The 18912-nt window shown below is 43.9% G+C and carries 16 protein-coding genes; 6 read left to right on the top strand and 10 right to left on the bottom strand.

Annotation, left to right across the window (positions count from 1 at the left end):
* Nucleotides 1–10: 10 nt before the first annotated feature.
* The 4 genes from AC4EG4_RS11510 to AC4EG4_RS11495 form a co-directional block, all read right to left on the bottom strand.
* Nucleotides 11–571 (bottom strand): restriction endonuclease, encoded by a 561-nt coding sequence (locus AC4EG4_RS11510; RefSeq protein ID WP_490987897.1) that lies wholly within the window; start codon nt 569–571, stop codon nt 11–13.
* A gap of 52 nt (nt 572–623) precedes the next feature.
* Nucleotides 624–980 (bottom strand): hypothetical protein, encoded by a 357-nt coding sequence (locus AC4EG4_RS11505; RefSeq protein ID WP_490987896.1) that lies wholly within the window; start codon nt 978–980, stop codon nt 624–626.
* A gap of 267 nt (nt 981–1247) precedes the next feature.
* The gene (locus tag AC4EG4_RS11500; RefSeq protein WP_490987895.1) at nt 1248–2090 is read right to left on the bottom strand and encodes an aldo/keto reductase; all 843 of its coding nucleotides are present in this window, start codon (nt 2088–2090) and stop codon (nt 1248–1250) included.
* Nucleotides 2091–2256: 166 nt separating this feature from the next.
* Entirely contained in the window at nt 2257–2766 is a 510-nt protein-coding gene (locus AC4EG4_RS11495) for a YfiT family bacillithiol transferase (protein ID WP_490987894.1), read from the bottom strand.
* 275 nt (nt 2767–3041) lie between these two features.
* Between AC4EG4_RS11495 and AC4EG4_RS11490 the strand changes: the two genes are divergently transcribed.
* From AC4EG4_RS11490 to AC4EG4_RS11470, 5 genes are all read left to right on the top strand, one after another.
* Nucleotides 3042–4520, top strand: a complete 1479-nt coding sequence (locus tag AC4EG4_RS11490) for an amidase family protein (RefSeq protein ID WP_490987893.1) — start codon at nt 3042–3044, stop codon at nt 4518–4520.
* A gap of 214 nt (nt 4521–4734) precedes the next feature.
* Entirely contained in the window at nt 4735–5775 is a 1041-nt protein-coding gene (locus AC4EG4_RS11485) for an aromatic acid exporter family protein (RefSeq protein ID WP_490979363.1), read from the top strand.
* Nucleotides 5776–5954: 179 nt separating this feature from the next.
* Entirely contained in the window at nt 5955–6911 is a 957-nt protein-coding gene (locus AC4EG4_RS11480; protein ID WP_490987892.1) for a calcium/sodium antiporter, read from the top strand.
* Between the two features lie 245 nt (nt 6912–7156).
* Nucleotides 7157–8185 (top strand): FUSC family protein, encoded by a 1029-nt coding sequence (locus tag AC4EG4_RS11475; protein WP_490987891.1) that lies wholly within the window; start codon nt 7157–7159, stop codon nt 8183–8185.
* Between the two features lie 397 nt (nt 8186–8582).
* Nucleotides 8583–9575: an MsnO8 family LLM class oxidoreductase gene (locus AC4EG4_RS11470; protein ID WP_490987890.1), complete on the top strand. Its 993-nt coding sequence runs from the start codon at nt 8583–8585 to the stop codon at nt 9573–9575.
* Nucleotides 9576–9690: 115 nt separating this feature from the next.
* On the opposite strand, the gene AC4EG4_RS11465 is transcribed toward AC4EG4_RS11470, so the two are convergent.
* From AC4EG4_RS11465 to AC4EG4_RS11450, 4 genes are all read right to left on the bottom strand, one after another.
* The gene (locus AC4EG4_RS11465; RefSeq protein WP_490979179.1) at nt 9691–11028 is read right to left on the bottom strand and encodes a uracil-xanthine permease family protein; all 1338 of its coding nucleotides are present in this window, start codon (nt 11026–11028) and stop codon (nt 9691–9693) included.
* 30 nt (nt 11029–11058) lie between these two features.
* A complete protein-coding gene (locus tag AC4EG4_RS11460) occupies nt 11059–12222 on the bottom strand; it encodes a glycosyltransferase (RefSeq protein ID WP_490987889.1) in 1164 nt (387 codons plus the stop codon).
* 127 nt (nt 12223–12349) lie between these two features.
* Nucleotides 12350–14374, bottom strand: coding sequence for a glycosyltransferase family 4 protein (locus AC4EG4_RS11455; protein WP_490987888.1), 2025 nt, complete (start codon nt 14372–14374; stop codon nt 12350–12352).
* 364 nt (nt 14375–14738) lie between these two features.
* Nucleotides 14739–15194: a hypothetical protein gene (locus tag AC4EG4_RS11450; protein WP_490979182.1), complete on the bottom strand. Its 456-nt coding sequence runs from the start codon at nt 15192–15194 to the stop codon at nt 14739–14741.
* 340 nt (nt 15195–15534) lie between these two features.
* Between AC4EG4_RS11450 and AC4EG4_RS11445 the strand changes: the two genes are divergently transcribed.
* A complete protein-coding gene (locus tag AC4EG4_RS11445) occupies nt 15535–17064 on the top strand; it encodes an FAD-dependent monooxygenase (protein WP_490987887.1) in 1530 nt (509 codons plus the stop codon).
* Nucleotides 17065–17228: 164 nt separating this feature from the next.
* On the opposite strand, the gene nikE is transcribed toward AC4EG4_RS11445, so the two are convergent.
* Together nikE and AC4EG4_RS11435 are read right to left on the bottom strand one after the other, a co-directional pair.
* Nucleotides 17229–18047 (bottom strand): nickel import ATP-binding protein NikE, encoded by an 819-nt coding sequence (gene nikE, locus AC4EG4_RS11440; protein ID WP_490987886.1) that lies wholly within the window; start codon nt 18045–18047, stop codon nt 17229–17231.
* Nucleotides 18048–18073: 26 nt separating this feature from the next.
* On the bottom strand, nt 18074–18901 hold the full coding sequence (locus tag AC4EG4_RS11435; protein ID WP_490979185.1) for an ABC transporter ATP-binding protein: 828 nt from the start codon (nt 18899–18901) through the stop codon (nt 18074–18076).
* Between the last annotated feature and the right edge of the window lie 11 nt (nt 18902–18912).

Here is an 18912-nt window from a genome sequence, read left to right as displayed (position 1 = left end):
AAGACTATTATTATTCCACTTTCCCTACAGCAGCGGTACCTTTAGTTTCTTGACTCTTTTTCATCTCCAGCATCCATTTTATTAACAACTCACGATCCACCAGACGTACTTTGTTAGATGCAGCCAATTTCTTGGCTGGCTCCGTATAATAGCTGTTAGTGACTACCCAACATTCATCTGCATTGAAGTGATTTTTGGCAGTCGAAACTTCCTGTACGGCCTTTAATCCAACATTCTTTTTATAGCGCTTTGCCTGCACGACAATTTTTTTATTTTTATCGGATAAGATGAGATCAGCTCCAAAATCACCAGTGGCCGGCGTTAATAGAACATGGTATCCTCTTTCGCGGAAGAGAACCCGAAGATATTCTTCAAATTCTCTTCCCGCCATTTCATCTACGTGAAAGATGCCTGATTTTTTCAGTTTGTTGTATCTTAATGTCTTTTGAACAAGTCCCAGCACCACTGAACTAATAAAGAAGAATGCCAGAATTCCAATTAGTAACGGATTGGCTAACACAATCGTCCACAGCATCTCTAGTCCCATTCCAAAACCTTCGGTAAATTTCATATTACTTATCTCACTTTCTATAGGTAAGTTGGATTTTCCGCTTCTGAAAGAATTAACGCTTTAGCTCATCTACAATCCGTTGAAGTCCGTTTAGATTTCCTCTTCCTAAGGTTCCATAGTAATTGATGTGCTTTTGTGCGGCAGTTAATGCTTTTTTGTAGTATTGCTCTCCGAAATCTCTTCGGATGCTTTCAAATAAAAATCGATTGGTTTCGTTATTAAATGCTCGCTTGTACTCTTCCCCGTTCATCATCGCTAAAAAAATCGTGATGTATGCACTGGCCGATCCTTCGTTCATACCAGAAACGCGATTAATTTCACTTTTCCCGTCAGTTCTCGTTAATTGTCCGGAATAAACCCGCTTTGCTATTGGATAGGCTTCTTCACTCATTTTCATTGTAATTTTCATTTTATCTTTCCCCTTTTCGTAAACTTGCAAATTCTTCAGCTAAACATTTACTTACTATCATTAAAAATAACCGTTACTTTAGACATGAGTAAATCGTATCATAAAAACCCAATTTGAAATACATAAATTTTCCATTTCAATTGATTTCTATAAAAAAATTTCCACAACAAAACCCACCGATGGAATCGATTCCATCGGTGGGTTTGCAAATACACTCGTTACATTTAACTTGAAAAAGCTCTTCCAGTTATTTGGCTGGTGTCTACTTTAAAACTCCTCATGCGTAGCTGGATCCATCCCAAACAGTCTGCCATCCGGATGCGACATGCCCGCAATCGCAGCCATTTCGGATTCGCTTAGTTCAAAGTCAAAAATAGCCAGGTTTTCCCGTTGCCGCTGTGGAGATGTGGAACGCGGAATCGATACCGAGCCGATTTGGTACTGCCAGCGGAGCACCACTTGCGGAACGGTCTTGTTGTGGGCTTCGGCAATTTTTATAATGGTTCTATTCGACACAATATCTGCCGCTCTGGCGATTGGGCTCCACGACTCGGTTTGGATATTGTGTTCTGCGTGCACTTTCCGCTGTTCTTCCTGGTTAAAGAACGGATGCAATTCCACTTGGTTGAGACTCGGCGTTACGCCGGTCTCCTGAATAATATGCTCTAGGTGCTCAGGCAGGAAGTTGCTGACGCCAATCGAACGGACGAGCCCCCATTTCTGGGCATCAATCAAGGCCTGCCACGCTTCCACGTAAAGATCTTGATTCGGAAGCGGCCAGTGAATCACATAGAGGTCGAAATAATCCAAATTCGAACGGTACAGCGATTCCTGAATTGCCACCAATGCTTTTTCGTAACTGTGATATCGTCCTGGCAGCTTGGAAGTGATCCACAGTTCCTCGCGGGAAATGCCGCTGCGCTTGATGCCTTCCCCCACCGCTCCTTCGTTTTCGTAATTATAGGCCGTGTCAATCAGCCGATATCCGGCATTGATCCCACTGCTGACTGCGTTCGCCCCGGCATTGCCCCACAGTCCATATGTACCAAGTCCAGTAACCGGTAATTTTGTTCCATCGTTCAACATCACTTCTGGTATTGCGTTTTTCATCTGCTTTCACTCCTTTCAATTATATTTTCAGATTACTCTTACATCCTCGCAAACTCAACCGATTCGATCCTTCAAGCTTTCCCGATAAAACTAAATAAAATCCTCTCCATTGCTAAATGGAAAGGATTCCTTTTGTGTGCTCACTACTAAAATTACAGTTGAAGGCTTAGTTCCCCACGGCAATCTTAATATGCGCCAAATGATGCTCTTCGTGCCAAGACAGCTTTGCGAGATTTTGGGCGCTGCGGATTTCACCGTCCGTTTCGTGGGTGAAGACCCGGTCCAATTGTTCGGCCGTCATCTGTTTTCCGAGTGCAACGATCCGTTCATTCAGCCCTTCTAGCATACGGATAGAACTTTCTACCGGCAGTCGGTTGTCCGGAAGCTGAGCCCATTTTTCCTCATCGAACCCGGGCACGGTCGGATTGTCTTCCGTTACAGCTAGTTTCAAGCGCTGGTACATGGCCACTTGCGAGTCCGCAATATGGTGCACCAGCTGACGGACAGTCCAGCTGCCTTCCCTGTAAGTCTTGCCTAACTCCTCATCACTCAACGAATCAACGGCTTCCCGCAGCCGCGTCGTGTAACTCTCGATTTCCTTGAGCCACTGCCGAACATCTTCTGCCGTCACTCTATCTGGAACGTGCAACTGTCCAATGGGAAATTTCACATCCATTTGACTAACCTCTTTTCCATGCTTAGTTGTGAAATGCCATATTCACGCTCAATATACCAATGTGTTTAGGTTTTGTAAACTAACTGGCTAAGTTGGATTTCGCTCTCTCAGAGGAAGAAATCCAACTAGAACCAGTAAGCTTTTCGGCAAATAAACAGAATTGTCCTCACTTCTTTACAAGTCTCGCTCACCAGTTGAAAGCAATACTTTATGTAAAATTAAGAATTGGTGTACAATTAAAGATATGTAAATTACTTATAGTCAGGAGCTTACCCATGGAGAAAACCTCATTCACATTAAATGAAGCAACAATCGAAGATATTCAACAGGCTTTTCAGGAAAACCGACTCACTTCTGTCGAATTGGTGCAAGCCTACCTCGATCAAATCGAGACATATGACCGCAATGGCCCGAAGATCAACTCAGTATTGACCATCAATCCGGACGCGCTGAAAATCGCTGCTGAGCTGGATGACATGCGAGGGCAAGATGGGCAAGGTCCGCTATACGGCATTCCCGTGCTGCTGAAAGACAATATCGAAACGACGGATCCGATGCCGACAACAGCCGGCACTATCGCCTTGGAGAAGAACTTTGCGCACCAGGATTCTTTTGTCGCGTCGCAGCTGCGGAATGCCGGTGCCATCATTCTCGGCAAAGTGAACTTGAGCGAATGGGCGTATTTCATGTCAAAAGAAGGCGTCAGCGGCTACAGCTCACTCGGTGGGCAAGTGCTGAACCCTTACGGAGTCGAAACCTTTAAAGATGGAGATGTCGGCGGCTCAAGTTCAGGAACAGGCGCTGCGATCGCATCGAATTTCGCCGTTGTCGGTGTCGGTACCGAAACTTCGGGATCTATTTTGAGCCCCGCCAGCGCCAACTCGATCGTCGGCATCAAGCCGACAGTCGGACTGATCAGCCGCTCGCGCATCATCCCGATTTCCGAAAGCCAGGATACCGCAGGACCGATGGCACGCACCGTTGCAGACGCCGCGATCTTGCTCGGCGCTATGACCGGCGTCGATGAACAGGACCCGGTAACACACGCAAGTGCCGGTAAAGCATTAACTGATTACACGCCGCACTTGAAAACGGACGGTTTAAAAGACGCCCGCATCGGTGTCGATCTTACCTTCTTAAACAATGAAGAACCAGAAGAACGTGCCATTATGGATGAGGCAATCGAACAGTTGAAACTGCTCGGTGCGACTGTGATAGAAATGACAATTCCCCAGCAGTCATTTGAATCAGACGTCTTATGGTATGAATTCAAGCGAGGCGTCAATGAGTACCTCAGCACTGTCCCTGACGAGGTGCCGGTTAAATCACTGGCGGATGTCATCGAGTTCAATAAACAAGACCCGGACCGCCGCATGAAATTTGGCCAAGCGGAACTGGAAAAATCGCAATCCTTAAGCGACGATCCGGCTGACCCAACGTATGTGGAGCACCGCCGAACCGATTTGCGCCATTCCACTCTGGAAGGACTGGACCTCGTTATGCGCGAACACCAACTGGATGCGCTGTTATTCCAAAACAACCGCGGCGCTGCTCTTCCGGCAAAAGCGGGCTATCCGTCCATCACCGTCCCTGCCGGCTACACAAGCAGCGGAGTTCCAGTCGGTGTCACGTTCAGCGCCCAGGCATTCAGCGAAGCACGCTTGATCGAACTGGCTTACGCTTACGAACAGGCGACCCAAAAACGACAAGCACCGGATTTCAGTAAGCATACAATAACCAACACATCCCAATAGAAGTTTCTTCACAAGAACCCCTTTCCAGATTTCAATTTCTGGGAAGGGGTTTTCATGTTTAATTCCTGTCTACCGAACAACTAAAAAACGGTCCATCTCTTGCTTATCATATACTCGAACCTGACAAAAATTGTCTTGGAATCCAGAGAGAATTTGGTGATATACTAAACTACGTTGAAAAATACTACGCAAAAGAGATGGTGCTTAACAAATGATGCGATCCTTCCAGGGCAGCCGAATTTTAAAAACAGGGATAGCGATATTTATAACAGCAACAATTTGTTTGTGGTTTGGCTGGCCGCCTGTCTTTGCGGTCATCACTGCAATTGTGACAGTTGAACCCACCGTCAGCGATTCGATTAAAAAGGGACTGGTCCGGTTCCCGGCATCTGCGATCGGCTCAGCATTCGCGGTGTTCTTTATTACCCTATTCGGGAATTCCCCGATTACCTATACACTCGCTGCCGTTGCCACTATTTTAGTTTGTTACCGACTCAATTTGCATGCCGGTCTGCTCGTTGCCACGTTGACATCTGTCGCGATGGTGGAAGTGATCCATGATCATTTCTTAGTGTCGTTCTTCATTCGATTGGGTACCACGACGATTGGCCTGCTCGTATCCACTGCGGTCAACATGCTGGTGTTTCCGCCAAACTACCGGTGGGATATTTTAAAAAACATCCAAAGCATCAGTGAACGCGCTGGAACGATGCTGGAACAGACTTTCCACACCATTCTGTTTGACGGAGATGCAAACCGTCAGAAAGAGCAGCAGCTTGTGAAGCAACTGACGACGAAAATCAAAAAGACGGAGAAATTAATTCATTACCAACGGGATGAAGCAAGTCTGTACCCATGGGTCCGCAACCGGGAAGCCGAACTTCGCATGGCGGAACGGCAATTGCATTTTTTACATAACCTGGAGTTTCACTTGGATGCCCTGCTCCGCATCCCGTTCCATAGCATCAAGTGGTCGCCAGCCGAGCGGAATATCATCATGCAGGCTGTGGCAGAGCTTGCCGACGACTTGCAGAATTCCAATGAATACGACCACAAAACGCATCAGCAGCAATTAAAAATCATCACTGATTTCTTTTGGGAAGACAGCAAAGGCGTCACGACAAGTGATGCCTTGCACCCTACCCTATTCCCGCCGGAGTTCAAGATTCTTTACGAACTCATCACCATTTATGATTTGGTGGATAACTTTTTTGATCCAGGCAGTGTAAAGGCTGCGCGGGAAGCGGAAAAGTGAACAAACAGACGTGTCAGAAACAGAGCCGTTTCTGGCACGACCGTTTTGTATTCATCATATTTCTTATGCAGAGCGACAACTTCTTATGGTTTTTACATAAGTTGTAAGGGTATGAGCATAGAAAGAGGAACGTTATTTTTCTTTAAAAAACAGAAAAAAAGGGAGGAAGTAATCAACACATGACTTATCTATTATTATTAGTAGGATTCGCTCTTTTGATCAAAGGAGCTGATTATTTTGTAGAAGGAGCTTCAAAAATAGCGCAAAGCTTGAGGGTTTCCCCCCTATTGATCGGCTTAACGATTGTGGCTTTTGGTACAAGCGCACCGGAAGCGTCGGTCAGTTTTATTGCTGCCTTCGAAGGAAACAGTGACGTCGCGATCGGGAATGTAGTCGGCAGCAATATCTTTAATATCACGTTCATTCTCGGAGTTACAGCTCTGGTTTTCCCTTTGATGGTTCAGAGCGAGACCATACGGAAAGAAATTCCTTTCGCTTTGTTGGGTTCCGTTGCCTTGCTGCTTTTAATTAGCGACATTCAAATCGGATCTTCAGACAGCAACCTCATTACAAGAACTGAAGGCATTATGCTGCTCCTCTTCTTTGTGATTTTTCTTTACTATATTTTTGAAGTGGCAAGAAAAGATCGACTGAACATCGAAGAAAATCCTGTTGATACCGCGAACGTGTCCAAAGTGAAAAACACGATTTTAACAATTGGCGGACTTGCGGCCATCGTGTTCGGTGGGAACCTCGTGGTAGAAAACAGCATTCAAATCGCGCTGTCGCTTGGAATGAGTGAAACCTTAGTCGGTTTGACGATTGTGGCTGTAGGAACTTCACTTCCTGAGTTAGTCACCTCTATAACCGCAGCGTTAAAGAAACAGGTAGAGATTGCGTTGGGTAATATTATCGGAAGCAATATCTTCAACATTTTCTTCATACTGGGAACTTCCGCAGCGATCCATCCTTTAACGGTGGATTCAAAGATCTTTCTAGATGTATGGGCCATGATCGCTGTGTCCATTCTTTTAATGATTCTTGCAAGAACCAAGTATAAGATTTCACGGATTGAAGGTTCGGCGTTAGCCGTTATCTACATCATTTACGTTGTTTACATTATTCTAAGGAATTAACATGTAGAGCAGAACGAATATAGTATAAAATGGGGCTGTCCCAAAAGGGCGTGAAAATGACTTTTGGAGAACAGTCCCTTTTTACATTCAATGATAAAATACTGAAGTGCACGATTCGCTTTTGACATACTGTGCAGCGCAATTTAAAGTTTAATTAGACATCATTATATAAGATAATAGTTGCCTAACGAGATACTGGGGAGTGAAAAAGCGTTCCTCCAGTTCGTTATTATCTGAAAGGAGAAATGGATATTACTTTTGGTCCTCGTATTTTTAAAACTGGCGTAGCCGTTATCATCGCCATATATGTATGTGAATTTTTCGGATTGGACAACATTGCGTTTGCGGCGGTTGCAGCTATTTTAGCTGTACAGCCCTCGCTGTACCGGACTTGGAAGCAATTGCCTGATCAATTGATTACAAATACTTTAGGCGCATCCATCTCGTTGTTTTTCATCTATTTTTTAGGAGAAAACCCAATCACCATCGGCTTGGTGATTATGATTATGATTTCATTAAGCTTGAAATTAAAAATGGATAGCACAATCCCATTAACTCTTGTAACGGTAGCTGCGATCATGACTTCCGGTGCAGGTGAGGATATGTACTTTGCCCTGGAAAGATTTTTAGTTATTTTAGTCGGAACAATTTCTGCTATAGTCGTAAACCTGGTTGTTTTCCCGCCGAAATATAAAAAGAGTTTTTCGGATAACATCTACTCAGCTTTTCAGGAAATGTCATTGTTATTAAGAACTGCCATTTCAAATGAACTGACAGAAAGTTCTTATCAAGTACTTTCCCGCAACTTTAAGAAAGAACTTGAAAAATTAGTGGAGCAATTCAAGTTGTTTGATGAGGAAAGAATTAAGCTCGGGAAATCACGAACCAAACAATTGAATGACAGAGAAATGATTGTCTTCAGGCAGATGTTGAAAACATTAGAGGAGGGAGATCAGCTTCTCAGAAAAATTGAGGACCATTACTTTCAGAGTACGTCTGAAGAAAGTGTCAATCTGCTGTTTGATGAGTACCTGGAAGAATTAATCAAATATCACGAGTACCTGTTTTTGAAATATCAGGGCAAGATTAAAGAGTTTCAGCATTCAGATGCAGATATGCTAAACCGAAGAGACGAATTTTATAGATCCGTGCTTTCTCTCTCTAAAGAAGATCCGGAGAAAAGCATCCGATTAATGATCGTAGCATCTGCTCTTTTGGATTATACCTTTTACCTGCACCGCCTAGATCAGCTGCTGAACCAAGCACAAAAATAACAGCAATATATTATATAGGTGTGATGGAGTAAAAGGAATAAAATAATGCCCAACAACAAAAAAGCAGCCACCTGCAATCCTGTTAAGGAGAAGGTGGCTGCTTTTTTGCTTAAAACATCTCTGGTTATCTCTAATTTATATTCCCCAACTCGTCCAGCAGCACTTTTCTTTTTGGGTACATAAATTCAGTTCTTTAATAAGTCCCGCTGCTGCTTCCTTTTGTTTAAGTTCATGAGAAGTCCCTTTAGATCGATTATAATTTGCGCGGCTTTGAGGTTGAACTGGAAGTTTTTTTTGGGTGGAAGTACTCTTAAAGGCAGATAGCATGATTTCAGTTTGCCGGACTGCTATACTCCTCTATGTGCAAACCTGCAGTTAACGAAAGGAAGTCATATAGATGAAATTAAGCGTATTGGACCAAGCGCCTGTCACGACAGGCAACACCGCAGAAGATGCGATGAAAAAAGCAGTAGAGCTCGCGGTTCTCGCCGACAAGTTAGGGTACAGCCGGATGTGGATGGCGGAACATCATGGCTCCGGCGCATTTTCCAGCTCCGCCCCCGAAGTCACGGCTGCCTACTTGAGCGCCAAAACGGAGAAGATCCGAATCGGCACTGGCGGCGTGATGATGATGCATTATTCACCGTTGAAACTTGCAGAAGTCTTTAAAACATTGAGCGCACTTGCGCCAGGGCGCATCGATTTCGGCGCGGGTCGCGCACCCGGCGGCGACCACAGTTCCATTTACGCCTTGTCCCAAGGACGCCGCCCGATGACAGACGATATGTATGGGAAATTCGACACCGCACTGAAACTGATTAACGACGAAACGCCGGAAGACAATATGTACAATAAAACCATTGCTGCCCCAACAAATATCCAATTGCCTGAAGCCTGGCTGCTTGGCTCAAGCGGCAACAGCGCACTGGAAGCTGGCCGAATGGGTGTCGGCTATTCGTTTGCCCAGTTTTTCAACGGCGGCATGACCAAAAATATTTTGGATTCCTATCGGTCTAATTTCGTCCCTTCCGCTTTTATGGAGAAACCCGAAATTTCGGTCTCATATTTGGTAACAACGGCTGAAACCGCCGAAGAAGCAGAATACGAAGCATTGCCGCAGGACATTTCACGCCTGATGTTGATGAAAGGCCGCCTGATGCCCCTCATGACACCCGAAGAGGCACAAAATTCCGCCTTATCGGAAATGGACCGCATGCAAATCCAGGCAAGCCGCAAACTCCATCTCGTCGGTTCCGCCAAAGATGTAGCAGACCAATTGCAGCGGGAGCAACTTGAATATGGTTTTGAAGAAGCCATGATCTGCAGCATTCCGCATTCCCAGGAAAAGCGTTTGGATGTTTACCGTTTACTGGCACAGCAGTTACTTTGACTGAACAAAACCAAAGCCGTATCCATTAACCCTCGAGGTTAGTGAATACGGCTTTTTTCATGCTAGTGTTATCAATAAACTGAATTGAGTTTGACACACAAGGGCGTGATTTCGCCTATGCGGCTCTTTTCTTTGAATCCTCTGGAATGATGAGGTTCAATGCAATCGCAACAAAACACGCGATGGTGATGCCAGATCCGCCAAACAACAACTTAATAACTTCGGGAAAGGCATTCATCGCATCGGGTACTTGACTTAATCCGAGACCGAACACTAAAGACAACCCAATGATAATTTTTGCTCTTTCATTCAAAGGCTCTGACGTCAATATGTCTATGCCCGTTAACGTAATCTGAGAAAAAATAATGACTGTGGCGCCGCCAATAACTGCTGGTGGCATAGTAGATACAAGGGCTCCAATCTTAGGAATAAGACCAGCCAGTATTAAAAACACAGCGCCAACAGCTACGACATATCTGCTCATTACTTTCGTAAATGCGATCATTCCCACATTTTGACTAAAAGATGTATTAGGCAACGAATTAAAAATTGCGCCCAAAGAAGAGGTAAACCCATTGGCTATGACTGAGCCGGAAAGTTCATTTTTCGTGGGTTCTCTGCCTGCTCCCCCCGTAGTCATGGCTGTAACATCTCCAACTGTCTCAACAGATGTCACGATAAACATAATTAGCATCGGGAGTATAGCTCCCCAGTAAAATTCCATAGGAAAATAAAACGGTTGTGGAACTGAGAACCAGGTAGCTTCTCTTATTGCTGTAAAATCTACCATCCCCAGCGGCAAAGCCACCATGTATCCTATGACAATCCCGATTAAAATGGAGGAGGTTTTCGCCATTCCCGTTGCATATCGATTGAGAAAAAGCACAATGGCCAATACCAGTAAAGCCACCAGCCAGTTTTGGGCTGATCCAAAATCTGCAGATCCACTTCCTCCAGCCATCGATACAATACCTGTAGGCAAAAGCGACAAACCGATCGTCAGAACGACGGTGCCTGTTACAATCTTTGGAAAAAACCGTCTTAATTTCTTTATGAAAAATCCTAAAGTTCCGCCAAACAAACCTCCTATCAGACTTGCCCCCAGTAATCCTGAGATGCCATAGGAGCTTGCAATCACGATATTGGTAGGTAGAAATCCAAAACTGGTACCCATAACTACTGGGAGCCGTGCGCCAATCATCCATATTGGGTAACATTGAATAATCGTTGCAATTCCTGCCATGATCATGGCGCTTTGAACCAGTATCGTTAAATCCGTTCCGGTGATGCCAACCACACCTGCGATGATGATCGGGACAGCGACATTCCCCAAAAACATTGCAAAAATATGCTGCAACCCTAAAGGTATTGCTTCTCTTAATGGGGGTACACCATCTATATCATATTTACTTGTATTTTTAACTTTCTCTTCATATCCAACTGCCTCTTTCATAAAACACCTCTTTCTAATTTTATATATATTTTATTCGATCTCCAATATTTTTTTGGCTGCATAATCGGCTCCTCTTTCTCTTGAGATGTTTTGCCAATGCAGTAAATTATCTTTGGAAATCTCTTCTATTTCAATAAATGCCTTTGCTAATTCTTCTTGGCTGAAATTATTTGGATCCAGTACTCTTCCTAAATTATTCTTTTCAACATCATATGCGATATTAAACTGATCGCTGGAAAATGGTAAGATGACCATCTCTTTTCCATGGTACATCGCTTCTGTTAAGGTGTTGCATCCCCCATGAAAGACAACCGTATCCACATAATGCATCAGTGCAATTTGGGGGATGAAATCTTCTATGATTGTATTGGGCGAGCTGTATTTTTTTAATTCTTCCGCATTGCTGCCTGCAGAAACGATCAATAGCGCATCCGGGTAACTTTCTCTGGATGATAGGATCAGTTTTTCAAGTACATCTTTTCGATTTGATAAAAAGGTGCCTAAACTGATCATGATGATCTTTTCTTTGGTATCTATTTTTTCCATCCACTCCGCGTCCAACGCAACCACGTCAAATGAATTCCCGATAAATAGTTCCTTTGGGTTTTCTTCATTTTTTTCAATGTTGTTAAAATCGAAATAGTTGTAGATGACAGCTATTTCAGAGACCAAACTAAACGCATTATCAATTTTTTCAATCGACTTGTTTTCAGTGATAATTTCATTAAAAACTTCCGTGAATTCACTTTGCGTTTGGGTTGAAACCTGCTTGAGCATCCTCAAATCTTCTTCCTTGATCGTGATCGCCTCAGGCCAGCTTTTCGGTACATTAAAATACTTTCCTTCTTTTGGAATCGTATTGGGATGAGGGGGGCAAAATGTGACAAAAGGCAGCCCTAAAAAGTACAAGCTCAGCGTAACAGAGTACGACAATATATCTACCACATACAGATCCACATCCAGTGAATCATCAATGAGCTTTACCTTATCGATAAGCTCTTGTGGATTGTAAAGCATATCCGCCTTTCTGTGGCGGGACTGGGTGATCAGTGTTTCTACTGCACCCTTTTTTGTCGACTCAAAAAATTCTTCCAATCTTATTCTCTCTGTGTCTGGTTGTATCGTGTTTTCAGCTTTGCCCGTATTTTTATTTGCACTTATATCTATTTCATAAAAATTCAACTTTTCTTTCAAGATTTTTTCTTTAAACTCGATACTGCAGCCAAAGGTCACTTCTGCACCATGTTCCTGAAAACTTTTGGCTAACACCAACAACGGGTTAAAATGCGAATAAAAAGGGGGGCTGATAAAAAAGATCTTTTTATATTTCATTAACTTCTTCTCCTTCTATAGACAAATAAAATGATACAAACTCATTTGAAATCTTTTCAATTGAAAAATTCTCATCTACCGTTTTTTGTCCGGCAGCTTGAATTTTTTTCATTTCATCTTTGCCGACGTTGGAATCATAAAGATGGTTTTCCGCTTCTTTTGCAATCGTTTCCCAATTACTTGTGTCGATTAAAAAGCCATTTTCCCCATTTTTCATATAACTTTTAACCCCGCCTTTTATCGGGCCCATGGTTAGAAATCCGATCGACATCGCTTCTAAAATCGCGATGCCAAACTCTTCTTTTACACTTGAGCACAGATAGATATGAGGATAGGCAAAGTCTCTCTTAATGATCGCCCTTTCCAGCAATCGGATATCCAAATTTGACATGGCGCCTTTATGGATAAACCTGCCTTTGAATTGTGGATGCCTTTGCAAGTAATCCTTAAAATAATCAATGACCATTTCTTCTTCTTTATTAGGTCTCTCCAGGTCTCCTCCGATTAGCAGAAGATTATGCGTTTCCGAAAGCTTGGAGTTTGACCATGCTTGTAAAAGTTCCATCTGCCCTTTTAAGACAGATAATCTCCCCACGTTTAAGATTACAGGTTTTTCAAAAAAATCTTTATTGGTTTCGATCAAGCGATTTGAAGTGATGTCCTCTGCATCAATGGATTGACCTATTTGTATGCCTTCACCGATCATTTTTATTTTTCGATTTATATCTTCATCTTTAAATTGCGGAAAATAGACCTCAAGTTCGGTTTTCACGTCTGCATTCCCTATGCCAACGATTCCGTCGCTTGTGTGGATTAATTCGTCCCCTATTTTTATCTTGTTCAGTTTTTCAATAAGCTCGCTAAAACCAAGTTCTTTTATATGGCTCTGTCCATCAAACATGTTTCGGTGCGGGTCTGGCGTTAGGGTAAAGACAAGTTTTCGATTCCATTCTTTGCTTAGATGAGCAACCGATTTAGACGCGTTGTCCAGAAATCTGATATGAAAGACATCAGGATTTATTTTGGACTGTTTTAAAAAATTGGCTATATACCTTTTGATAAATAACTCTCTTTTTATAAACTTGTCGGATACAGACTGATCTAAATAGATTGGCAATCGAATAAATATGTGTTTGTCCCCATGAAAGCTTATAAAGGGCTTATTTAATTCTTGCGTGATCGTAATCGTAAATACGTAAGATATGCGGCTGTCTTTCGAGATTTCCTCACCCAAACCTTTTAATAATACGGCTAAGCCTCCATTATTTCCTTTTCCGCTATCTTCAAAATCGCCATAAAACATGGACTGCAAAATTGATATGCCTGGCTTTTCAAATTTAAAATCCGTCTGGAGAAAGTCCATATAGCTGTCAAAAAACACTCCGTTTTTGTCATTTCTTACATTCTTCTCGACAAATGATTGATCGATAGTTTCTACTGAGTACAAATTCCGCAATAAATTGATTCCCTGGAGTTTTATGCTATCGGGGTAATCCAAGGTTACTAATTTGTATAGATGCTCTTTAAATCCTTGCCGTTTAAAACGATCCAGATAATCCAGTAAGATAGACATGATCTCTAAATCCATTTTGTATTTCTCAAGCAATAATAAGATATCGCTATCACTTAAACTATCCAGACCACATTCAATGCAAATATCCAACACATGATACAGCTTTTGACTACCATACTGCTGCTTCAATAGTAAATCTTTTGTTTTTCTCTCTACTAGTTGCTTGATTTCTTCATTGGAAAATTTTAAAACCGTATCCACTATGAATCGGTCTGTAGACGAATGCTCACCCAAAAACGAGATCAATTCATCTATTTCTTTTTCGCTCAGCTTCTTTTTCCGCTCTAATTGCTTGATCGTCCGAATTTGCTCGATTACTCTTTTTTCATCGGAATTTACAGCCTGGCTGGTATTTATGTACTCATCTAAAAATTGGAGCGGATAACTATCATTACTTTCGTGATCATAAACACGATTTCTAAACTCAACAAACTCGTTCATTTTTCATCCCCCGATGCTTTCAGTAGAATAGTATCTTCCTATTTTATACCACAGGTGGTGCTACTATATACGCAGATGCTTCTTCATTCTTTTTAATAAAACGAAAGATGCCAATTAATGCCAAAAATATTGAAGCAATTAGGTGCAAATATACTCCTTTCCTTATACATCATTTCTATGTCCTGCATAGTTGCTAACCAATTAGGTATGAAGGATACAATATATTCAGGCCACTTACTGAGTGTGGACAATAAAAAACACACTTGCTAGTTTGATTTGGCAAGTGTGGAAATATAGTTAATCACCTAAAATTTGTGCGGCATAAGAGCGTGATTGAAGTTCCGCCATTCAGCTAAGCTATCCATCACTTATGAACAGCAGTGATCTCTTCCATCAACTGAACCCATTCTTCTCTCTTAAAGTCATACAATTCCAGCTCTGTTTTTCTCAGAACCATATGAAGACTGTCGAATTTCTCGTCCGACCGGAACCGCCACCAGCTTTTCGCTGTCGATGTCTTGGTGCCTGGCTCGTAATACGTCAATGTGAATTCGGGATCGATGATGTCATCCAGCCGATCAATCTCGATATACTTATGCGGGAAATCAATATACAGTCCGAGCGCCGCTTTATGAGGCGTAATGGACCCAATTTTATACGTCGTGTGTGCGTCCTTCTCCTCAAGCGTCTCACTCCACGGAACCGGGGTGTCGCTCACGATCAACGTCCGGCCGGCCTCATCGGTTTCAATCCGGCAATTCGGCAAACTGTTAAATACTTCTGTCATCTCGTTCATTTTTTGTTCGACCATTTTGTTCATTTTGCTAACTCATTCCTTTCAACTCATCTATCAATTGTGAATGCTGCACGTTCTGCTACCTGTTATTCTATCACGTTCCGCCCTTTGCTCCGGATTTAATCTTGCATTGTTTGGTCAAAACGTTCAGGCTTGTTTCTTATCCAAGGACGCGACAATTATTTTGAGCGTTGCTTGCTTGAAACGGGTCGATTAAGGATATAGTAGGTGTACAAGATCTTTTCCGTTCGGTATCATCCGCTTTTTCTTATCAGCACTTTTCCTATACTCGATTTTATAACTTTACATGATACTTGAAACTTAACAGATCAGCAGGCGTGCTACTCATTAGGAGGTCTCTAGGATGAACCCACAAATCTTAATCGTCGGAGCCGGCCCCACTGGCTTGGCTCTAGCTTACAGCCTGGCGCGTCAAGGCGTGCCGTTTCGGATCATTGATAAAAACGCAGGAACCGGCACCGCGTCTCGTGCGCTCGCTGTGCATGCGCGCATATTGGAGCAGTATGAGCAACTGGGCCTCGCCGAACGCAACGTCAAGCGCGGGCATCCGATTTTGTCGCTGGATGTCAGCGACGGCAAACGAGTGAGAGCCACAGTGAAATTCCATGAGTTGGGCAAAGGGCTGAGCCCGTTTCCGTTTATCTTGAGTTTGCCCCAAGACGAGCATGAAGAAATTCTCGTTGACGAATTAAGTAAAATCGGCGTCGAAGTCGAATGGAACACCTCGCTGCTGTCGTTTAGAGACACAGGAGCTGGCGTAAACGCCGTGATGCAGCAGCAAGGACAGCCAGAAGAAGCAGCGGAATTCGCCTATTTATGCGGATGCGACGGCGCCGGCAGCATGGTTCGAAAAGAACTCGAACTCGATTTTCCCGGCGGCACCTACAAGCAATTGTTCTTTGTCGCTGACATTGAAACCGAGCAGCCGGTAGACGACATGGAAAAGATGGATATGTACATGGACAATGATGGCTTTATGCTCTATATGAACGTCCGGAACGCCAACACCAAACGAATCCTCGGCATTGTGCCCGAGGAATTCAACGATCGCACCGATGTTGAGTACCAAGACATCACCAATTACATTGAAAACAAAATCCGCGTCAGCGCGGCCAAAGTCAATTGGTTTTCAACTTACCGCGTCCATAACCGCGTCAGCGAGCGATTTGCCAAAGGACGCATCTTCATCTTGGGCGACGCCGGCCACTTGCACAGTCCGACCGGCGGACAAGGCATGAACACCGGCATTGGGGACGCCATCAATCTGGGTTGGAAGCTCGCAGCGGTGGTTCAAGGAAAAGCCGCTCCTAAAATATTGAGCACCTACGAACAAGAGCGCATTGCCTTTGCGCGCCGATTGATCGCGACGACCGACAAAGCGTTCCAAACGATCGTCAACCAAAAACTGCCCGGCACCTTGCTGCGGGAATATGCCGTCCCTTACGTCTTGCCGTCAGTATTCAAATTTTCCTTCGCCTCAAAAAATGCTTTTAAGATCTTGTCTCAAATCCACATCAATTATCGCGATAGCATCTTGAGCAAAGGCAAAGCCGGCAAAGTTTATGGCGGCATGCGCTTGCCGTGGATCGAAACCGCAAACGGCGATAATTTTACGCCGCTGCGCTCCGTCGATTGGCAAATTCACATTTACGGCAAAGCGCAGCCCGAACTGATCGACTTTGCCCACGAGCAGTCGCTCGAGATCCATCAGTTTGCCTGGGAAGCAAAAATGAAAGACGCAGGATTTAAACAAGATGCGCTGTACTTGATCCGGCCGGATGGACACGTGGCGCTTGCGACTGACAAGCAATGGCTGCGTGTGTTGAAATTGTATTTGGAGACTTATGGGATTGTGGCTTTTGGGGCGGAATGAGATAGAAATATAAAGGAGGCTGGAGGAATAGATCCGTGATGGGATCATTCTTCTAGCCTCCTTATACTTAAAAGCAAAAAATTTACTTAGGCTTTCCAGGGAAAAATATGATTCCCACATAATTTATAAAGATGAATAAAAAGAAAATACTTCACCTGAAACGTTTATACAGTAGGTATGGACTGTATAGAACGGTAGCGCGGATGCTCAGGAAGCATCGAATCGACCAGGCTCTTCACTGCAGGCTGCTGTGAAGTAAACACTTCATCCTTGTCATGAAACACTTCTGCTATTTGTCCCTTGTGCATAATGGCCACAGCATCTGAAATGGAGTAGGCCGCGCGGATATCATGTGTGATGAATAGATAAGAAAGGCCATGCATCGTTTTCAAGTCCTGCAACAAATTCAAAATGGTCGTCTGAGTCACCATGTCCAAACTGCTGACGGATTCGTCCAACACGATCATCTTCGGTTTTAAAGCCAAAGCTCTGGCAATATTGATGCGCTGCAACTGCCCGCCACTGAACTCGCGCGGGTATTTTTTCATGTCGTCCTTGCTCAGTCCTACTTGCTCTAATAAACTTGCAATCGTCCGTTTCTGCTCAGCGGAGGATAGCTTTTCGTAATTCTCCAACGGTTCTGCAATGATCTTTTCAGCCGTTAGACGCGGATTTACGGAAGAATAGCTGTCCTGGAACACCACCTGCAAATTCCTGCGCATTTGCTGACGGCTTTTGGCGTCCATGGCGTATACGTCCTGCCCTTGAAAAATCACCTGCCCTTTTTGGGGCTTTTCGAGTCCAAGGATGACTTTTCCAAGCGTACTTTTGCCGGCCCCGCTTGATCCAAGCAATCCCAGGCACGTTCCTTCTTCTATCGACAATGAAACCCCGGAAAGAACCGGCTTCACATCTTTTTTGCGCCAGAACGAACGGGAGGCACCATATGAATGGGTAACATCTTTCACTTCCAATAAACTCATGGCTTGCTCCTCCTTGCCCGCTTGTTTTACATAACGAGCCGGTTTAAAGTGTCGTTGTATGGCACCATCAGTCTTGCCTGCAGCAATTTCTTTGTGTATTCATGCTGCGGACGATCAAACAAATCGCATACTTCCGCTTTTTCGACGATTTTCCCATGGCGCATGACCGCCACTTCATCGGCAAGTTGTGAAATCACGCCTAAATCATGTGAAATCAGCAGAATCGCTGTCCCGCATTCTGTCCGCAAGCGGTCCAGCTCTTTCAATACTTGCAATTGATTGGTAACATCCAGCGCTGTTGTCGGTTCATCGGCAATGACAACAGATGGCCGCAGCGACATGGAAATCGCGATCATGACCCGTTGAAGCATGCCCCCGCTTAACTGAAATGGATATTTTTTCATCAATTTAATAGGTTCTTCTAAATTCATGCTTTCAAGTGAAGCTATGGCTAATTCGACCGCTTGCTTTTTTCCCATGCCTGTATGAGTCCGGATCGTTTCGACAAATTGATTGCCGATTGTGTAGACAGGCGTAAAGGCGTTCATAGGGTTTTGCATAATAAAGCCGATTTCCTTGCCGCGAATCGGACGCATGGCTTTTGGCGCCAAGCCATTCAACTCCTGGCCATGAAGCTGGATGCTTCCCTGGACGTGCATAGCACGCTGGTCCAATAATTGCATCAAGGCCATGGAAGTGACTGTTTTGCCGCTTCCGCTTTCCCCGATAAGCCCCAGTACTTTGCCCGGTTTTAATTCCAAATTCACGTTTTGCACCAAAGGAAGAACCCCTCGGCCGGATTTGGCAGCGATATTCAAGTTGTCGACTTTCAGTACATTAGCTTGTGTATGCATGTGCCTGCTCC

The sequence above is a fragment of the Planococcus sp. TJ-201 genome, from assembly GCF_058268495.1.
The sequence above is the reverse complement of the archived record's forward strand: the minus strand, read 5'-3'. Positions and strand labels throughout refer to the sequence as shown.